Here is a 17,429-nt window from a genome sequence, read left to right as displayed (position 1 = left end):
GGACTGCAATTGATGTATTCAGGGAATAAAGTCTGTCGGAGAAAAACAAAGTCTGTCGGACTGCGTACAAGAGAAAGGGCCCTGAGGGGCCCTTCTTTTTTACCCTTTAGCGCCCGGATCTCGGCCAAAGGAGCCATTCGACTCTTTGCCTTGAATCGCCCCCGGTTCACTAGACACTTCGAAGCCTTAAGCTGGCAACCAAGTGGAGGTGTCTATGAGTAGCAAGCGATACACGGAAGAGTTCAAGATTGAAGCGGTCAAGCAAGTGACCGATCGCGGACATAGCGTTGCGGACGTTGCCGGGCGACTGGATGTGAGCATTTACAGTCTGTACGCATGGATCAAGCGCTACAGCCTGACGCCGCAGGAGCGTCAAACGCAGGATAGCCAAGAGGACGAGTTACGTCGGCTACGAGCCGAGCTCAAGCGGGTAACCGAGGAGCGCGACATCCTAAAAAAGGCCACAGCGTACTTTGCCAAGCAGTCCGGGTAAGGTACGCCTTCATCGAAGCGCATCAGAACGTCTGGCCAATCCGACGCATGTGCAAGGTCATGCGGGTCCATCCGAGTGGGTACTACGCCTGGCACAAGCCCAGCCGCTGTCTGCACGTGCCCTGGAAGATCAGCGCATTGAAGGCCTGATCAAGCAGTGCTGGCTGGAAAGTGGTGCCGTGTATGGTTACCGTAAGATCACGCATGACCTGCGCGATCTGGGCGAATCCTGCGGCAAGCATCGTGTTGCTCGGCTGATGCGCCAGATCGGCCTCAAGTCCCTGACGGGCTATGGGCGTCGGCCGGGCCGCTACGGGGGGGGCTGTCCTGCCAACGTGTCACCGAACCATCTTCAGCGCGAGTTCGACGTGAGCGAACCGAACAAGGTCTGGGTGACTGACATTACGTACATCCGCACGCATGAGGGCTGGCTGTTTTTGGCGGCAGTCCTGGATCTGTTCTCGCGACAGGTCGTGGGCTGGTCGATGAGTGCTCAGATGACGGCAGACCTCGCACTGAACGCCTTGCTGATGGCCGTCTGGCACCGCAAGCCGACGCAGGAGGTCATGGTTCATTCGGATCAGGGCAGCCAGTTCAGCAGCGACGATTGGCAGTCGTTCCTGCGCGCCAACAAGCTCAAGGGCAGCATGAGTCGCCGAGGAAACTGCCACGACAACGCAGTCGCAGAAAGTTTCTTCCAGCTGCTCAAGCGCGAGCGGATCAAACGCAAAATCTATCCAACACGCGAGGATGCCCGCCGTGACGTGTTCGATTACATCGAGATGTTCTACAACCCGAAACGGCGACACAGCCACGCAAATGGCATGTCTCCGATAGACTATGAAAAACAGTATTTCATGAAGCTCGGGGCTGTCTAGGAAACCCGGGGCGATTCAGGGCGATTCATAATGAGTACTGAGACGATGAACGCCTTGGGCGTTGTTGTGGTGAAATAGATCCGATGTTGGTTGCCGCATCACGGAATGCTACGGATCGATTTCGAACGATCGCGACCATTGGCATCGATCCGATCCGGCCAGAGATTCAAAGATATAAGGGGCTGCCATGCTGAAGAGCTTCCTACGTATCAAGGGGCTTGGCATGTTCGCCGACTACACCCCACCTGCTGGCGCTGTCGAATTTGGAGTCAAGAGCCTCATTTACGGATGGAACTGCCCGGGCAAGACGATGCTGTTGCGCCTCGTCTCGATGTTGGAAACGAAGACATTCAATCCAGATATTCCTCTGTGTTTGTTCACAATCGCGACCGATGCGGGGAGGTGCTTAGTCTAGGGACAGATGAAGCATGACTCACCGCATAGGTACCGGTCTCCGCATCAAATAGCCCTGAACGTCCGCTTCTGCGAGCTGGTTATTCCCACTTAGAGTCGGCAGCAGCCATCGGCTCTCACCGTAGTGACCGGTCGCTCTGGTCTAGGAGCCGCCTGTGAGCAGCTGCATCAGGCAGTTTTTGCGGTCAGTCACCGAGCCGCTCCCGGTTGATCCATCCACGGATCGCATTCCTGAGTGAATCAGCTCGCCGCCTTGGCCCGCGCCGTGTACAGTTTCCTGTAGCTGTCGATCAGGCGCTGGTGTCTGTCGAGACCTTCGAGTTTCATGCTCGTGGGCGTCAAGCCGAAGAAGCGCACGCTGCCGTCTACGGACCCCATCACCGCATCCATGCGCGGGTCGCCAAACATGCGGCGGAAATTGACGATGTAATCGTCGAGCTCCAGCTCATCGTCCAGTAGCACTTCCAGCACCGCATTCAAGGCCTGATAGAACAAGCCGCGTTCGACCGTGTTTTCGTTGTATTGCAGGTAGGCTTCCACCAGTTCTTTGGTTTCTTCGAATTGCTGCAGGGCGAGGCGGATCAGGAGTTTCAGTTCCAGAATCGTCAGCTGACCCCAGGCCGTGTTTTCATCGAATTCGATGCCGATCAGGGTGATGATGTCGGTGTAATCGTCCAGCTCGCTGTCTTCCAGGCGTTCGAGCAGCGCTTCCAGGCTGGCGTCGTCCAGGCGATGCAGGTTCAGGATGTCGGCGCGGAATTGCAGCGCCTTGTTGGTGTTGTCCCAGATCAGGTCTTCCACCGGGTAGATTTCCGAATACCCTGGCACCAGGATGCGGCAGGCCGTGGCGCCCAATTGGTCATACACCGCCACGTAAACTTCTTTGCCCATGCCTTCGAGAATGCCGAACAGGGCCGCGGCTTCCTCGGCGTTGGCGTTTTCAGCCTGGCTGGTGAAATCCCATTCAACGAAGCCGAAATCCGCTTTGGCGCTGAAAAAGCGCCAGGACACCACGCCGCTGGAGTCGATGAAGTGCTCGACGAAGTTGTTCGGCTCCGTCACCGCGTTGCTCTCGAAGGTGGGGCGGGGCAGATCGTTTAGGCCTTCGAAGCTGCGCCCTTGCAGCAATTCGGTCAGGCTGCGCTCCAGTGCCACCTCCAGGCTGGGATGCGCGCCGAACGAGGCAAACACGCCACCTGTGCGCGGGTTCATCAAGGTGACGCACATCACGGGAAATTGCCCGCCCAGTGACGCGTCTTTCACCAGTACCGGGAAGCCCTGTTTCTCAAGCTCTTCGATGCCGGCCAGAATGCCGGGGTATTTCGCCAGCACTTCTTGCGGCACACCCGGCAGAGTGATTTCGCCTTCGAGGATTTCGCGTTTTACCGCGCGCTCGAAAATCTCCGACAGGCATTGCACCTGCGCCTCGGCCAGCGTGTTGCCGGCGCTCATGCCGTTGCTGAGAAAAAGGTTGTCGATCAGATTGGTCGGGAAATACACCACCTCGCCGTCCGACTGGCGCACATAGGGCAGCGCACAGATGCCGCGCTGCACGTTGCCGGAATTGGTGTCGAACAGATGCGAGCCACGCAGCTCGCCGTCGGCGTTGTAAATCGCCAGACAGTATTCGTCGAGGATTTCCTTCGGCAGCGCATCTTTCCGGCCCGGCTTGAACCAGCGCTCGCTCGGGTAATGCACGAACGGCGCATTGGCGATGTCTTCGCCCCAGAACTGGTCGTTGTAGAAATGGTTGCAGTTCAGGCGCTCGATATATTCGCCCAGGGCGGATGCTAGCGCGCTTTCCTTGGTTGCGCCCTTGCCGTTGGTGAAGCACATCGGCGAATGCGCGTCGCGGATATGCAGCGACCATACATTGGGCACCAGATTGCGCCACGAGGCGATTTCGATCTTGATGCCCAGGCCTGCCAGAAAGCCGGACATGTTGGCGATGGTCTGCTCCAGCGGCAGATCCTTGCCGGTGATGTAGGTGCTGGTTTCCGCATCCGGATTCAGCGTGAGCAGGGCCTGGGCGTCGGCATCCAGATTCTCCACTTCCTCGATCACGAAATCCGGCCCGGTCTGCACCACCCTTTATCACTGTGCAACGCTCGATGGAGCGCAGGATGCCCTGGCGGTCCTTGGCGGAGATATCCGCCGGCAACTCGATCTGGATCTTGAAGATCTGTTTGTAGCGGTCGTGCGGATCGACGATGTTGTTGTGCGAAAGGCGGATGTTCTCGGTGGGAATACTGCGGGTGTCGCAGTACAGCTTCACGAAGTACGCGGCACACAGGGCGGATGAAGCCAGAAAGTAATCGAAAGGCCCCGGCGCTGAGCCATCGCCCTTGTAGCGGATGGGCTGGTCGGCGATGACCGTGAAGTCGTCGAACCTGGCTTCGAGACGCAGTTTGTCGAGGAAGTTGACCTTGATTTCCATGGGGAAATCCTGAAATGGCGTGCAAAAACGAGTTGGCCGCCATTATCAGGCCTTCCTTGGGGAAGACCGCGCTTCCTGACTGTCCGGGGGCTGGCCCATCCTTCAGGGCTGCGTGCTCTGCGTTGTGGCTTGATCTGTGCTGAATGTATCATCCACGCCATGTGCGATTTTCTGATCATCGTTCTCGATGGCGGCATGCTTTTCGAGGCGGCCGGCATTGCCGACATCCTCATGCAGGCCAACCGGACGCGTGCGCCGGATTCGGCAAAGGCGCCTTATGTCGTCACCGTGGCCACCACGCAGCCGCATCGCGTGGTGCACAGCCGCTCCGGCTTGAATCTGCTGGCGGATGTGCGCCTGACGGATCTCGATCCGCATGCACCGCGCGACACGATCATGCTCAGCGGGCGCGGCAGCAGCGAGGAAGAGCGCGCGGCGGTGGCCGACTGGCTGCGGCTTGCTGCGCCGCAGGCGCAGCGCATCGCGGCGGTATGTGCGGGCTCCTTGCTGCTGGCGCAGGCGGGGTTGCTGGCGGGGCGCCGCGTCACCACGCACTGGCGCTTGCTGGATGCGATGCAGGCGCAGTTTCCGCAGGTGCGGGTGGAGCGCGGGCCGATCTACGTGCAGGACGGGGCGCTGTGGACCTCGGCCGGCGTCAGCTCGGCGTTCGACCTCACGCTGGCGCTTGTCGAGGTGGACCATGGGTTCGCGGTGGCTCGCGACGTGGCGCAGGAGCTGGTGATGTTCTTGCGCCGGCCTGGCGGGCAATCGCAATTCTCGCGTTTCCTGCAGACGGAGGCGGCTAGGCCCGGGCCGATTCGCGATTTGCAGGCGTGGATCATGGTGCATCTGGATGAGGATCTCAGCGTCGAGCGCCTGGCCGCACGCGTGGCCATGAGCCCACGCAACTTCACCCGGGTGTTCACGCGCGAGACGGGTATTCCGCCAGCCCGCTACGTCGAGGAGATGCGTCTCGGTGCTGCGCGCCAGTTGCTGGAGCAGGGCGGCCAGGGTATCGAGCAGGTGGCGCTGGCGGCGGGGTTTGGCAGCAGCCTGAACCTGCGCCGTGTGTTCGAGCGCAACCTGCAGGTGACTCCGGGCGAGTACAGGGAGAGATTCCAGCCGCGCATTCTGTCCTGATTTGATCCTTTGTTGTCGTGTACGTCATTGGAGGCTGGCGTTAGATTGGCGACACGACGAACGACAAGGGAGCCAGTCATGGTCAAGGTAGGCATCAACGGTTTTGGCCACATCGGCCGCAATGTGCTGCGTGCGGCCCTCGGGCGTGAGGATTTCCAGATCGTTGCAATCAACGATCTCACCGACAGCAAGACGCTCGCCCATCTGCTCAAGCACGATTCCATTCAGGGCGCCTTGCCTGCCACGGTGGAGGCGACTGAGCGGCAGATCGCCGTGGCCGGCAGGCCGATCCGTGTCTTTGCCGAGCGTGATCCCGGCGCCATTCCGTGGGCCAGTGCCGGAGTCGACATCGTGATCGAGGCCACAGGCTTTTTCACCGACAAGGTGAAGGCCGAGGCACACATCACCCACGGCGGCGCGAAGCGCGTGATCATCTCGGCGCCGGGCAAGAACGATGACATCACGGTGGTGATGGGCGTCAATCACGAGCGTTACGATCCTGCGCTGCATCACGTGGTGAGCAACGGTAGCTGTACCACTAACGGCCTGGCACCTGCGGCGCTGGTGCTGCATCAAAATTTCGGTATCGAGTACGGCATGATGAACACCACGCATGCCTACACCAACAGCCAGGCGCTGCACGACCAGCCCGAGAAGGATCTGCGCGGTGCGCGTGCCGCGGCGCTTTCCATCGTGCCGTACTCCAGTGGCGCGGCGAAGGCTATCGGCAAGGTGATCCCGGCGCTGGACGGACGCATGACGGGCTATTCGCTACGCGTGCCCGTGCCGGTGGTTTCCATCGTCGATCTTTCGGTGACGCTCCAGCGCGAGACCAGCGTCGAGAAGATCAACGCTGCCTTCCGCCGTGCGGCCGAGTCCGGTCCGTTGCAGGGCATTCTCGGCTATAGCGATGAGCCGCTGGTTTCCAGCGATTACCAGGGCGACGCGCGCTCTTCGATCATCGACGGCCTGTCGACGTTGATGATCGGTGGCCGCCTGGTGAAGGTGCTCGCCTGGTACGACAACGAATGGGGCTTCTCGAACCGTCTCGTGGATCTGGCGCTGCATATGGAGAGCAGGGGGCTGTAGGCATCCCGTCCACTTAGATAGAAGCTGTTCCTGATCTTCCGTCTGCCATGCAAAACCCTCCCCAGCCGGAGGGGCGGGTTTGCATACCCGATGCTGTTCACTTAAGCGTGAGTTCTTTCAGATCGGCGCCATTCCGGTTTTCGCCGGGATGACGAGAATGTCCGAAATGCATGGCATTACCCGGCGGTAGCCTTATCTTCGGGGCGCGATTCATGGAAAAGGGGCACTCCGGTGGTTTGACGCCCTGCAACTCCCGCGCAAGTATCCGGCGCTGGCGGGGGCCGGCGTGGCAAGATCGTCGCCAGGTTTTCACCCCTACAAGGAGTCGTTTCATGAAGATCTCGGAAATCGTCCATCAACGGCGTGCCACCAAGGCTTTCCACCCGACCCGGAAGATCCCGGCGGAGGCTGTCGCCGAGCTGGAAGAGCTGCTGCGTTTCTCGCCTTCGTCCATCAATTCCCAGCCCTGGCATTTCGTGGTGGCCGGCTCGGATGAAGGCAAGGCGCGTGTCGCCAAAGCGACCTATGGCTCCACGGCCTACAACGCACCGAAGATCCTGAATGCCTCGTATGTGGTGGTTTTCTGCGCGCGCCAGGATTTCGACGACGCGCATCTCGCCGCCGTGATCGATCAGGAAGAGGTGGATGGCCGCATCGCCAACGCCGAGGCCAAGGCCGGCCAGCTCAAGGGGCGTGGCTATTACGTCAACCTGCACCGCTTCGACCGCAAGGACGCCCAGCACTGGATGGAGAAGCAGGTCTACATCGCCGTCGGCACCCTGCTGCTCGGCGCTGCCGCGCTGGATGTGGATGCCTGCCCCATCGAAGGCTTCGATGCGACCGTGCTCGACGAGGAACTCGGCCTGCGCGCCCGAGGGCTGACCAGCGTGGTGATCGTGGCGCTGGGCTACAGCGGCGGCGAGGATTTCAACGCCAAGCTGCCCAAATCCCGCCTGCCGGTCGATCGGGTCATCAGCCGGATCTGAAGTGGCGCGCGGGTTGCATTCGATGACGTGGCAGCGGCCGTCGGCGTGCTCGATGAAATCGAAGGCGACCTGGCCCGTGTAGCCTGTCTGGCGGCCGAAGTGCTCGACAAAGGCCTGCACGGGTGCAGGCCGGACCGGCTCGAACCAGATCCCCGCGCCACGGCCCGCACGATGGCGGGGGCGGTAGCAGGTATGCGCCGTCAGGCGGCCCTCCACCAGCAGGCTGTAGCTGCAGCATTCCCGGCCACTGACATGGTGCTGGGCCACCCAGGGCTGGGCCGGTGTGGGGCTCAGGCGAGCCAAGGCGCTGGCGTCCGGGCGGATCAGCGTGTGGCTGGCAAAGCGGGAGTACGTCGGCTTGAATACCCAGGACCGAGGATCGTGTCCGGCCATGAACGCATGAAGTTCTTCGCGGCTGGAGAGCAGATACGTTTCGGGTGCTTCCACACTCCAGCCCCGGACCTGCGCGGCGAAACGCCCCTTGTGGTGCAACTCGTGCAGGAGATCGAAGTCCGGCACCAGCACGCGTGCCGGAATCCGGTCACGACCGTGCGCGAGATAGAAGACCTCTTCACAGGTGGGCAGCACGAGGTCGATGTGTCGCTGCTGGACCACCTGCCGCAGCGTTTCGATCCAGGCCGAAGGAGCCCGCCGGGGCGACGGCAGAGGAAGCCAGGCATCGACCGCGCTGGAAAAACGCGTCAGCGGCCAGCGTAGGCTGTCCCCGGCCGTGACCCGCCAGCCTGCGGCATGGAAGGCGCGTGCCCATTCGAGACTGGCCGGCGCGCGGGCACCGAGGATCAGAACGTGCATGCGAGCCCCGGGGGCGCCTGCCGGCGTTCCACCCGGCGGCGTTTCACGCCTGCTGCCGGTGCCTGCCAGTCGTTGAAGTTCAGCGCGGGGGCTTGCAGCCCAAGGGCCTGCCACAGGCCGGCCAGTTCGTGGCTTACGCGCTGGATGGCCTGCGGACGATCGCCCGGGATCTGCAGCGCGATGTCCAGCCGCATGCCGGCCTGGACGATGCGGTACTCGCGCACCGTCGTACCGGCAAACAGCATGGCACGGCGCAGAAAGTCCGGGAATACCGGTGTCGCGCGGCCGTCGGCCAGCGCGGGCAGCCAGAGAACTTCATCGCTGCGCCCTTCGATGGCGGCGATGGCCCGTTCGGCGCGGCCGCAGGGGCAGGGCGCGTCGCACACGCGTAGCACGTCGTTGAGGCGGTAGCGCACGATCAACTGCGTCTGCCGGGTGAAGTCGGTCACGATGGGCTGGAATCGGGTGCGTGCCTCGTCGAGCCAGTCCGGCTCGATGTGCACGAAGCTTTCGTTCAGATGCACGCAGCCATGCTCGCAGGTGTAGCCCAGGAGGCCTTCGGTCGCCTGATAGAGCTGATGGGGCGCCTGCCCGAAACTGGCCTGGATGGCTCCCCGGTCGTCATCCTCGAGCACTTCGGCCACCGAGATGATGTGCGCGGGCTGGATGTGGAGCCGCCCTGCGGCCGCTTCGGTGGCCAACGCGCGCAGCAGTGAAGGCGGGCCGACCAGCACGTCGGGCCTGTTCGCGTTTAGCCGTGGCAATGCCGGTTCGATGCCTTCCAGCAGGTCGTGGAATGCGAAATCGATGCGCCGGCTGTTGAGCGTGGTGTACAGATTGCTGTTGGCGCGCAGGAAGAAGGCGATGCGCAGCCGTTCGGCCTTGCTGACGAGAAACACGCCGCGATTGCCGGAAGTGCCGCTGGAAAGCCCCACCGTCAGCGCCCGGCTGCCCTGGCCCAAGGTCGGCTCGAAGTCCCGCGAGCGCTCCGCCTGCATCGCGATCGGCAAGGCTTCGTCGAGCAGGATGCCCCGGGTGTTGTAGGCGTCGAATGCCGCCATCATCGAAGCCTTATCCATCATGGGAAGATCGCTCAGCCGTTCGTATCCGGCATGGCGGAAAGCACTCGCGCGCGGCAGCGTTTCGCGCAGGAAGCGTTGCAGGCGCGCCTGCTGCCAGTCCTCCAGCTTCTGCCTGTCGTCGAAGGCCAGCCGCCAGCGGGTATGCGCGAAATGCGCCGCCATGATCAATGCATCAGCGTTCATTCTGGTACTCCTGCCAGGCTGCCGGGCAGTGCGAGGGCAGCAGGGCGATGGCCGGTTCGCGCGCGGCCAGGCCGGCCAGCGCGTTGAAGGTGTGGTGGAAGCGTTGGCGCTCGGCGCTGAGGAGCATCGCCGGGAACGCGGGCGGGCGCCCTTCGCGCAGCGCAGGCAGCGACCAGCAGGCGTCCGCAATCAGGAAGACCGGCCGGCCATCGGCATCCGGCATGAAAAGTCCGAGCTGGCCGTGGCTGTGCCCGGGCAGGGGCACCCCGAGCAGGCTGCCGTCGCCGAGCAGATCGAATCCTTGCGTGAAGGGGGCCAGCCAGCCGGGCAGGTCGCGCAGCGGGCAGGTTTCGGCGAACGTGAGGCGGCTGGCATAGTCGTCGGGCAGCAGGCCGGGCAGGTGGCCGCCGAGGGTGGCCCGCCAGCGCTTGCCCCTGAGCGCCATGAAAGGCGCGGAATCCGCCTGCAGGGCGATGAAGCGCGCGGCGGGAAAATCGCGCAGGCCCGCGATGTGGTCACCGTGGTAGTGCGACACGATGAGTGTGCCGATGTCCGCGAGGCGTAGATTCCATGCCGCCAGCTGGGTGCCCAGGATTTCGTTCGTGGGTAGTTCCACGGGCAGTGCCGTGCGGTAAAGCCGCTCTGGCCAGCCTGCCGTGGCGGTGAAGAAGTGATCGGCATAGCCCGTGTCGTAGAGCAGCCAGCCCCGCGTGGGGTGGCGGATCAGGCCGCACAGGGCGGGGAAGTCCACCAGGCGCCAGCGGCCGCCGCGCGCCGCCATGCATTCCAGATGGCGGCAGGCGCCCACGCGTAACACCTCCAGGCTGACGCGGGTCATGTTTGCCGGGCCTTCCACCAGCGGGCATGGCGCTGGATGCCTTCTTCCGTCGAAACCGATGCCTGCCAGCCCAGTTCGTTGCGCAGACGCGAGACATCCAGCGTCTGGCTGAACGCCAGCACGCCGGCGCTGTAGCGCGTGATCAGCGGCTCCTTGCCGCGCCCCAGGCGGGCCGTGGCTTCCAGCCCGCGCGCCACCAGTGCCGCCACCGGCCAGGGCAGCACGCGCGTGCGCAGGGGCAGGCCGAATTCCCGGGCGATGGCTTCCAGCAGCGCGCCCAGCGTGGCCGGCTGGCCGTTGCTGACGTTGTAGACGCTGAGCGGGCGTGGCAATGGTCGGGTCAGCGCCAGCCAGACGGCGTCCACGGCGTTGTCGATGTAGGTCAGGTCCAGCTGGATGTCCGTGCCTCGCATGATGGGGATGGGGCCGCGGCGCATCACGCGCAGCAGCCGCGGCACCAGTGCCTGATCCCAGGGACCGTGCAGGGCGCGCGGCCGCAGGATGGCCGCCGAAGGCAGCACCGCCTTGCGCACCAGCGCTTCGGCGGCCAGCTTGGTGCGCACGTACTCGTTGGCGGGCGTCGGCAATGACGCGTCTTCGTTGATCCTCAGGCGGTCAGCGAAGCCGAAGTACACGCTGGGGGTGGAAATGTGAACCAGGCGCGGCACCGCATTGGCCTGGCAGGCAGCGATGACCTCCGCCGTGCCGAGGACGTTGGCGCGATGGAAGGCCTCGCGCCGGCCCCAGGGGGCGGACAGGGCCGCGCAGTGCACGAGGGCGTCGGCATCGTGGGCGATGTCGGTGAGCGTAGCCTGGGCGTCGGCCTCGCCGTGCGCCACGGCCTGCCAGCGGACGGCGCCCGCAGGGGCGTGATCGATCACTTCGCGGGCGGCGCTGGCGTCGCGGCCGGTGAAGATGACCTGCGCGCCTTCGGCGGCCGCACGCCAGACCAGGTGGCGCCCGAGGAAGCCCGTGCCTCCGGTAATGACGATCTTCATCAGTACTCCAAGATCATGCCGCCGACGGCCAGGCCGGCCCCCGTGCCCAGCAGCAGCACCCGCTGCCCGCGCTGGATGCGGCCATCGCGGATGGCGATGTCGAGCGCCGTGGGCAGCGAGGCGGCCACCTGATTGCCGTGGTCGGCGAAGACGTCGATGAACTTGTTCCGGGCGAAGCCAAGGCGGCGGCCCAGATGCGTCAGGGCCAACTGGCTGGCCTGATGCGGCACGATCCAGTCGATCTGTTCCAGGCGCAGGCCGGCGCGGACCAGCAGCCGCGCGACGAATGCCGGCAGATGCTGCGCCGCCAGCCTGAACACGCCCTTGCCGTCCATGTGGAAGCGGGCCAGTGGCTCGAAGGGCTGATTGATGCGGGTCGGATGGTAGCGGCTGCCACCGCCGGGGATGCGGCACAGGGCTACGCCTTCGGAGAAAGTCTGGTGTTCGGCCGCAAGCAGACGGGAGGCTCCGGCAGGCGCCGTACCGACCACGGCCGCTGCCGCGCCGTCGCCGAAGATGGCGCTGGCCTCCAGCTTGCTCCAGTCCAGGCCGCAGGAGGCGATGTCTGCCGCCACGATGAGAACGTGCCGGTAGCGGCCGGCGACGATGGGCCACGCCAGCGTGTCCAGCGCGGTCAGAAAGCCCAGGCAGGAAGCGTTGATGTCGAAGGCCGGAACGTCTGCCGGCAGGCCGAGTTCCCGGTGGATGAGCGCGGCGTTGTGCGGCAGGCCCTAATCCTGTGTGCCGCTGGCCGCGACCAGGCAATCGATGTCCGCCAGCGCCAGGCTGGCGGCGGCCGCGGCCAGCATGGCCGCCGTTTCATCACGCCGGGCGAAATGCCGCACGCGTACGCCGCTGAGGCGTTCGATGGTGCCGGGGGCGTGGTTGAGCGTGCGGTCCAGGTCGGTGCTGGTCATCACGACGGAGGGAAGCGCGTGGCCGGTGCCGAGCAGGCTGACGGCGCGCGAACGGTGCTGGTGCAAGGTCATGTTTTCGTCTGTTTTCGTCTGGGCGGTGCACATGCCGCGATGGCGGATATGCGCACCGCCCGTTTGTTTGCGGGATGGGGTCAGCAACGGCTCCGGGCCATCGTTGCCTTGCCACGGGCCAGACGTGCCAGAGCCAGCAGGAGGATGGACACCGACAGCAGCAGGCCAAAACCGGTCATTGCCGTACCCACCGCAAGGTCGGCCCGGTTGGCCAGCGAGTATGCGCCAACGAACAGCAGCATGACGGTGTTCTCCATGGAGTTCTGCACCGCCAGCGCGTTGCCGGCGCCCACCGATTCGTGCCCGCGCTGTTGCAGCAGGGCATTCAGCGGCACCACGAAGATCCCGCCGCAGACGCCGATCGTGGCCATGAGCAGCGAGGCGGGCAGCAACTGGTTGATGTGGGCCAGGCAGAGCACGATGGGGCTGATCAGCAGGCCGCCGATCAGGCTGCGGTTCACCTTGTCGAGCGAGATGCAGCCGGCGGCGATGGCGGCACCGGCGGCGATGGCGGCACCGGCGACGATGCCGATGGACACCACGCCCATGAGGTTGGCCGGCGTCTGGTTGTCCTGGATCGTCAGGGCCACCGGCACCCAGGCGAACAGCATCAGGCGCAGCGTGCTGCCGCAGCCCCAGAACACGCTGGTGCCGAGCATGCTGAAGCGGGCGTCGGGGTCGCGCATGAGCGTGCGCAGGGCTTGGCCGAAGCGGCGGATGAGTGCGCGCGGCGCGAAGGTGGGGGCGGGGTTTTCCGGCGCCAGGCGCGGGATGAGCAGGTTGATAGCCGCCGCCAGCGCGTAGGCGCCGATGACGCCGGCGAACGCCCAGGCCATCGAATGGTCGGCCAGCCAGCCGCCGAGCAGCAAGCCCAGCAGGATGGCGGCGATGGTGGAGCCTTCGAGCATGCCGTTGGCGCGCACCAGGCGGTCCGCCGCGAACATCTGCGAGAGGATGCCGTACTTGGCCGGCGAATACACGGCCGCGCCCACGCCGATCAGCCCGTAGCCGAGGATGGGCTGGATGCCGCAGGCTATCAGCACCGCGCCGATGAGCTTGAACGCATTGGCGGCAAGCATCACGCGGCCTTTCGGAAAACCATCCGCGATCTGGCCGACGAAGGGCGCGAGCAGGATGAAGGGCAGCACGAAGGCGCCTTGCAGCAAGGGCGCCATCTCGCCGGCGCCCCGGGCCTTCACGAGGGCGATGGCGACGATGAGGATGGCGTTGTCCGCCAGCGCGGAGAAGAACTGCGCGCCGAGCACGGCAAACATGCCGGTGGAGGCGAGCGGGAGATTCAGGGTGCGGGTATTCATGCGATGGCCTCCGCCAGGTGCTTGAGGGTGACGTGATCGATCTTGCCGGTGCCGAGCAGGGGCAGCGCCGCCAGCGGCCGGAGGCTGCGCGGCACGGCGATCTCGGGGATGCCGAGGCTGCGTGCGGCGTCCGACAGGCGTTCGCGGGTGAGACTCGCGTCGGTGGTGAACAGCACGATGCTTTCGCCGCGTGCGCCGTCCGGCCGCGTGGTGGCACCGTGCAGGGCGCTGGCCGAGGCCTGCGCGGCCAGATGCTCGACGACTTCGAGCGACACCATTTCACCGGCCACCTTGGCGAAGCGCTTGACGCGGCCGACGATGGAGACGAAGCCGTCCTCATCGACGTCGGCGATGTCGCCGGTTTCGTACCAGCCTTCGCCCTGGCTGGAAGCCGGCGGCTGCAGGCGGCCGGGCGCCTCGAAGCGGTAGTAGCCGGACATCAGGTTCGGCCCGCGCACGTGCAGCATGCCGCCGCGCTCGATGCCGGGCACCTTCACCAGGCGGTGCTCGATGGCCGGCAGGAACTGCCCCACACTGCCCGAGCGGTAGGCCAGCGGCGTGTTCACCGCCAGCACCGGCGCGGTCTCGGTGGCGCCGTAGCCTTCCAGGATGCGGATGCCGAACTTCTCCAGCCACAGCTCGCGCACCGGGTCGGCCAGCTTCTCGGCGCCGGCCACCACGTAGCGCAGATGGAAGAAATCGTAGGGATGGGCGAATTTCGCGTAGTTGGCGAGGAAGGTGCTGGTGCCGAAGAGCACCGTGCAGTTGCGGTCGTAGGCGATCTCCGGGATGACGCGGTAATGCAGCGGCGTGGCGTAGAGGAAGAGGTTCATGCCGGTCATCACCGGCAACAGCGCGCCGGCGGTGAGGCCGAAGGAATGGAACACCGGCAGCGCGTTGAGCATCTTGTCGTCGGGGGTGAAGCCGATCACGGCGCGGATCTGCTCGATGTTGGCCATCAGCGCGTCATGCGAGAGCGCCACGCCCTTGGGCTTGCCCTCCGAGCCGGAGGTGAACAGCAGCACCGCCGGGTGCGACGGATCGCGCTGGCGCTCCACCGTGCGGGGCAGCAGTATGCCCTTCAGGATCCACAGGCGGTCGGCCAGCGTCAGCGTGGGGCGCAGGTCTTCCAGGTACAGCACGCGCAGGTCGCTTAGCGCGGCCACGTCCTGTTCGATCTTCGACTGCTGCACGAAGGCGCGCGAGGCGAACACCGTGCGGATGCCGGCGGCCGTGCAGGCATCCTGCATGCCCCGCACGCCGGCCTTGTAGTTGAGCAGCGCGGGCACGCGGCCGGTGGCGCCAGTGCCGATGATCATGCCCAGCGTGGCGGCCAGATTGGGCATCAGGATGCCCACGTTTTCACCGGGCGCGGAATGCCGGCTCACCAGGCGGCCGAGCCCGAGCGTCATCTTCAGCAGATCGCCATAGGTGTATTCGATCTGCTTGAGATCCTCCACGATGGGGCGGCGGCGGCCGAAGCGGTGCATGGCGTCGACCAGCCCGGCGTACAGCGTGCGGCGTTCGCGCGAGGCGAAGAGCATCCGCTGCATCAACCGGCGCATGCCCTCGCCGGCCTCGCGGCGGCGTTCGCGCGCGGTGGCGCCGGTGGGCATCGGCAGCGTGGTGGGCGGCAGTTGCGTGAGGGTGATGCGCGGGAAGAGTCGGCGGTCTGCACGGCCCGGCATGCGCGAGAAGAAGGAGCGCGCCGGGCCGTCCAGGCGCACCGGCAGGATCGTGGCGCCAGTGCGTGCGGCGATGAAGGCCGGGCCGTCATACACCTTCATCAGTGAGCCGGTCACGGTGATGCGCCCCTCGGGGAATATCATCACCGGCCGGCCGGATTCGATCAGACGGATTACCGCCTTCATGGCCATCGGGCTGCTCGGGTCTACGGTGAGGTGGTCGACCAGCGTGAGGATCAGGCGATAGAGGCGGCTGCGGGCCACCCCGGTATGCACCACGAACACTGGATCGATCAGCAGGAAGACGCCCAGCAGCAAACCGTCGAGCAGTGATTCGTGATTGGCGATGATGAGCAGGCGGCGGGCGTCCAGGCCTTTCTGGCCGCCCTTGAGGCGGACGCGGAACAGGCATTTGAGGATGACGGCGAGCACGGCCTTGATGAAGCTGCGCATGAGAAATCTCCCTTGATTCATGGCGTTGGGCTTACTCTGCCGTGGTTACGGTGATCAGCGTCGGGCTGTGATAGAGGCTGGCGGGCGTGATCGTCGTCCGCTCCCAGGGAATGAAGCCGAAGTACCAGGCACGCCAGAAGCCCAGCTCTGTTTCCGGATTTCGGGCCAGCAGCTCACGGAAGGTCTCGCTTTCCCCCACCTGCACGCCGATGGCTTCCTGCAGCACTTCATGCACGAAGCGCGAGCAGAACTGGCGCGAGGAATCCAGGTTGAACCCCGTGTCATAGAAGATGCCCATCCGCTTCCGACTGGCTTCCAGCAGCCCTTGGCGCATGGTGTCGTCCAGCGGCGCGTTGAGACGCCTGACGGCGTACCGGCCTTCGGCCGAGCGGGCGACGAAGGCGGAAAACCGCGTCATCTTCGAACGTGGAAAGGTGCTTTCCGCCACCACCGGCTCGCCCTCCACGACATCGACCACGATGCCGACGTGATTGGTCCAGCTTCCCGTGGCTTGCGAAACCTTCTCGAAGGGCAGAGGTGTGACGTGGATGAAGATGAGATCGCCGATGCGGATGCTATCTACGGCAGGCGCAGCCAGCGGGGTATCGGCAAAAGTGCCATCGGCAGCGGCAGCGGCAGGGGTAGCCAGTACCGGAGCGGCCGACAGCCCCAGCGTGAGACTCATCAGGGCCAGGAGAAAGCGGATATGTGACATGCGAGGGATCTCCGTGAATGAAGGTGGCCCAGTTTTCATTCAGGTATCCCTGTTTGCAATGAATGCCGGAGATGTTTAGGATTTGTGCATCAAAGGTATAGAAAAACGATACCAATATGGATGAGGCGAGCAAGCTGATCGACTGCGCCAAGCGCATGCTGCGGCAACAGGGGCTGACCTACCGAGACGTGGCGGTGGCGCTCGGGCTGGCTGAGGCCAGCGTCAAGCGGATGTTCTCCATCAAGCGCATGACGCTGGACCGCCTGATGGCGGTGGCCAACCTGCTCGGTGTGAGCATCGCCGAGCTGGCGCAGGAAGCCGCCGAGCAGGAGCGCCGGATTCGCACGCTGGACGCGACGCAGGAAACCGAACTGGTTTCCAACCCGAAGCTGTTGCTGGTGGCGGTGTGTACGCTCAACCAATGGCGCGTGCAGGACATCATGGCCAACTACGCGTTGAGCGAGGCGGAAGTGATCTCGCTGCTGCTGCGGCTGGACAAACTGCGCCTGCTTGATGTGCTGCCCGGCAACCGTGTGCGCCTGAACGTCACCCGCGACTTCGACTGGCTGCCTCATGGCCCCATCCGCGGCTTCTTCGCCCGCAACGGCCTGGGCGACTTCTTCGACGGCGGTTTCGGCGGCGAGGACGAATACTTCGCCTTCGCCCACGGCATGCTGACGGAGTCCGCGCTCGGGCGCTTGCACGAAGAAGCCCGCAGGGTCCGCGCGAAGCTGGCGGAGCTGCACGAGGAAAGCCTCGCCGTGCCGTTGCACAAACGGCACGGCGTAGGCTTCGTGCTGGCATTCCGGCAGTGGGAGTTGGGTGCTTTTCGCAGCCTGCGGCGCGCAGAAACTGCGGAAGAGGCGGCTCCGTAACAGTCTTTAGCGCAGCTAACAAAGCGCGTCATCGTTCGAACCGGGT

14 protein-coding genes and 2 pseudogenes are annotated in these 17,429 nt (G+C 64.6%); 7 read left to right on the top strand and 9 right to left on the bottom strand.

Annotated elements, in window-relative coordinates:
* Nucleotides 1-214: 214 nt before the first annotated feature.
* Nucleotides 215-1,370 (top strand): annotated as a pseudogene (locus tag BGI27_RS01130) (IS3 family transposase).
* Between the two features lie 187 nt (nucleotides 1,371-1,557).
* Complete coding sequence (locus tag BGI27_RS01125; protein WP_095523077.1) at nucleotides 1,558-1,785, top strand: hypothetical protein; 228 nt, start codon at nucleotides 1,558-1,560, stop codon at nucleotides 1,783-1,785.
* A 239-nt stretch (nucleotides 1,786-2,024) separates the two neighbouring features.
* Here BGI27_RS01125 and BGI27_RS01120 read toward each other — a convergent pair.
* Nucleotides 2,025-4,221: pseudogene (locus BGI27_RS01120) on the bottom strand (OsmC domain/YcaO domain-containing protein).
* Between the two features lie 159 nt (nucleotides 4,222-4,380).
* Between BGI27_RS01120 and BGI27_RS01115 the strand changes: the two are divergent.
* From BGI27_RS01115 to BGI27_RS01100, 4 genes are all read left to right on the top strand, one after another.
* On the top strand, nucleotides 4,381-5,361 hold the full coding sequence (locus BGI27_RS01115) for a GlxA family transcriptional regulator (RefSeq protein ID WP_095523076.1): 981 nt from the start codon (nucleotides 4,381-4,383) through the stop codon (nucleotides 5,359-5,361).
* Nucleotides 5,362-5,439: 78 nt separating this feature from the next.
* Nucleotides 5,440-6,450: a type I glyceraldehyde-3-phosphate dehydrogenase gene (gene gap, locus BGI27_RS01110; protein WP_095523075.1), complete on the top strand. Its 1,011-nt coding sequence runs from the start codon at nucleotides 5,440-5,442 to the stop codon at nucleotides 6,448-6,450.
* Between the two features lie 332 nt (nucleotides 6,451-6,782).
* Complete coding sequence (gene nfsB, locus BGI27_RS01105) at nucleotides 6,783-7,436, top strand: oxygen-insensitive NAD(P)H nitroreductase (protein ID WP_095523074.1); 654 nt, start codon at nucleotides 6,783-6,785, stop codon at nucleotides 7,434-7,436.
* Nucleotides 7,437-7,817: 381 nt separating this feature from the next.
* Complete coding sequence (locus BGI27_RS01100; RefSeq protein WP_141239755.1) at nucleotides 7,818-8,153, top strand: hypothetical protein; 336 nt, start codon at nucleotides 7,818-7,820, stop codon at nucleotides 8,151-8,153.
* Nucleotides 8,154-8,236: 83 nt separating this feature from the next.
* Here the strand turns inward: BGI27_RS01100 and BGI27_RS01095 are convergent, their stop codons facing one another.
* The 8 genes from BGI27_RS01095 to BGI27_RS01065 form a co-directional block, all read right to left on the bottom strand.
* Nucleotides 8,237-9,514: a F390 synthetase-related protein gene (locus BGI27_RS01095; RefSeq protein ID WP_095523072.1), complete on the bottom strand. Its 1,278-nt coding sequence runs from the start codon at nucleotides 9,512-9,514 to the stop codon at nucleotides 8,237-8,239.
* On the bottom strand, nucleotides 9,504-10,352 hold the full coding sequence (locus BGI27_RS01090; RefSeq protein ID WP_095523071.1) for an MBL fold metallo-hydrolase: 849 nt from the start codon (nucleotides 10,350-10,352) through the stop codon (nucleotides 9,504-9,506). Before BGI27_RS01090 ends, BGI27_RS01095 begins: the two co-directional genes overlap by 11 nt.
* Nucleotides 10,349-11,350 (bottom strand): NAD-dependent epimerase/dehydratase family protein, encoded by a 1,002-nt coding sequence (locus BGI27_RS01085; RefSeq protein WP_095523070.1) that lies wholly within the window; start codon nucleotides 11,348-11,350, stop codon nucleotides 10,349-10,351. The genes BGI27_RS01090 and BGI27_RS01085 overlap by 4 nt, the downstream gene beginning before the upstream one ends.
* Nucleotides 11,350-12,012: a 3-oxoacyl-[acyl-carrier-protein] synthase III C-terminal domain-containing protein gene (locus tag BGI27_RS01080; RefSeq protein WP_223871528.1), complete on the bottom strand. Its 663-nt coding sequence runs from the start codon at nucleotides 12,010-12,012 to the stop codon at nucleotides 11,350-11,352. The genes BGI27_RS01085 and BGI27_RS01080 overlap by 1 nt, the downstream gene beginning before the upstream one ends.
* Before the next feature lie 69 nt (nucleotides 12,013-12,081).
* A complete protein-coding gene (locus tag BGI27_RS17795; RefSeq protein WP_223871521.1) occupies nucleotides 12,082-12,339 on the bottom strand; it encodes a hypothetical protein in 258 nt (85 codons plus the stop codon).
* Between the two features lie 80 nt (nucleotides 12,340-12,419).
* On the bottom strand, nucleotides 12,420-13,655 hold the full coding sequence (gene lplT / locus BGI27_RS01075) for a lysophospholipid transporter LplT (RefSeq protein WP_095523069.1): 1,236 nt from the start codon (nucleotides 13,653-13,655) through the stop codon (nucleotides 12,420-12,422).
* On the bottom strand, nucleotides 13,652-15,793 hold the full coding sequence (gene aas / locus BGI27_RS01070) for a bifunctional acyl-ACP--phospholipid O-acyltransferase/long-chain-fatty-acid--ACP ligase (RefSeq protein ID WP_095523068.1): 2,142 nt from the start codon (nucleotides 15,791-15,793) through the stop codon (nucleotides 13,652-13,654). The genes lplT and aas overlap by 4 nt, the downstream gene beginning before the upstream one ends.
* A 31-nt stretch (nucleotides 15,794-15,824) precedes the next feature.
* Nucleotides 15,825-16,508, bottom strand: coding sequence for a YebB family permuted papain-like enzyme (locus BGI27_RS01065; RefSeq protein ID WP_223871520.1), 684 nt, complete (start codon nucleotides 16,506-16,508; stop codon nucleotides 15,825-15,827).
* Between the two features lie 116 nt (nucleotides 16,509-16,624).
* Here BGI27_RS01065 and BGI27_RS01060 point away from each other — a divergent pair, with 116 nt between their 5' ends.
* Nucleotides 16,625-17,383 carry a helix-turn-helix domain-containing protein gene (locus tag BGI27_RS01060; RefSeq protein ID WP_095523067.1) on the top strand — a complete coding sequence of 253 codons (759 nt, stop codon included), beginning with the start codon at nucleotides 16,625-16,627 and terminating at the stop codon, nucleotides 17,381-17,383.
* The last annotated feature ends 46 nt before the right edge of the window (nucleotides 17,384-17,429 follow it).

This window comes from Candidatus Dactylopiibacterium carminicum (assembly GCF_014736495.1).
In the GTDB taxonomy this organism is placed as follows: domain Bacteria; phylum Pseudomonadota; class Gammaproteobacteria; order Burkholderiales; family Rhodocyclaceae; genus Uliginosibacterium; species Uliginosibacterium carminicum.
The sequence above is the reverse complement of the archived record's forward strand: the minus strand, read 5'-3'. Positions and strand labels throughout refer to the sequence as shown.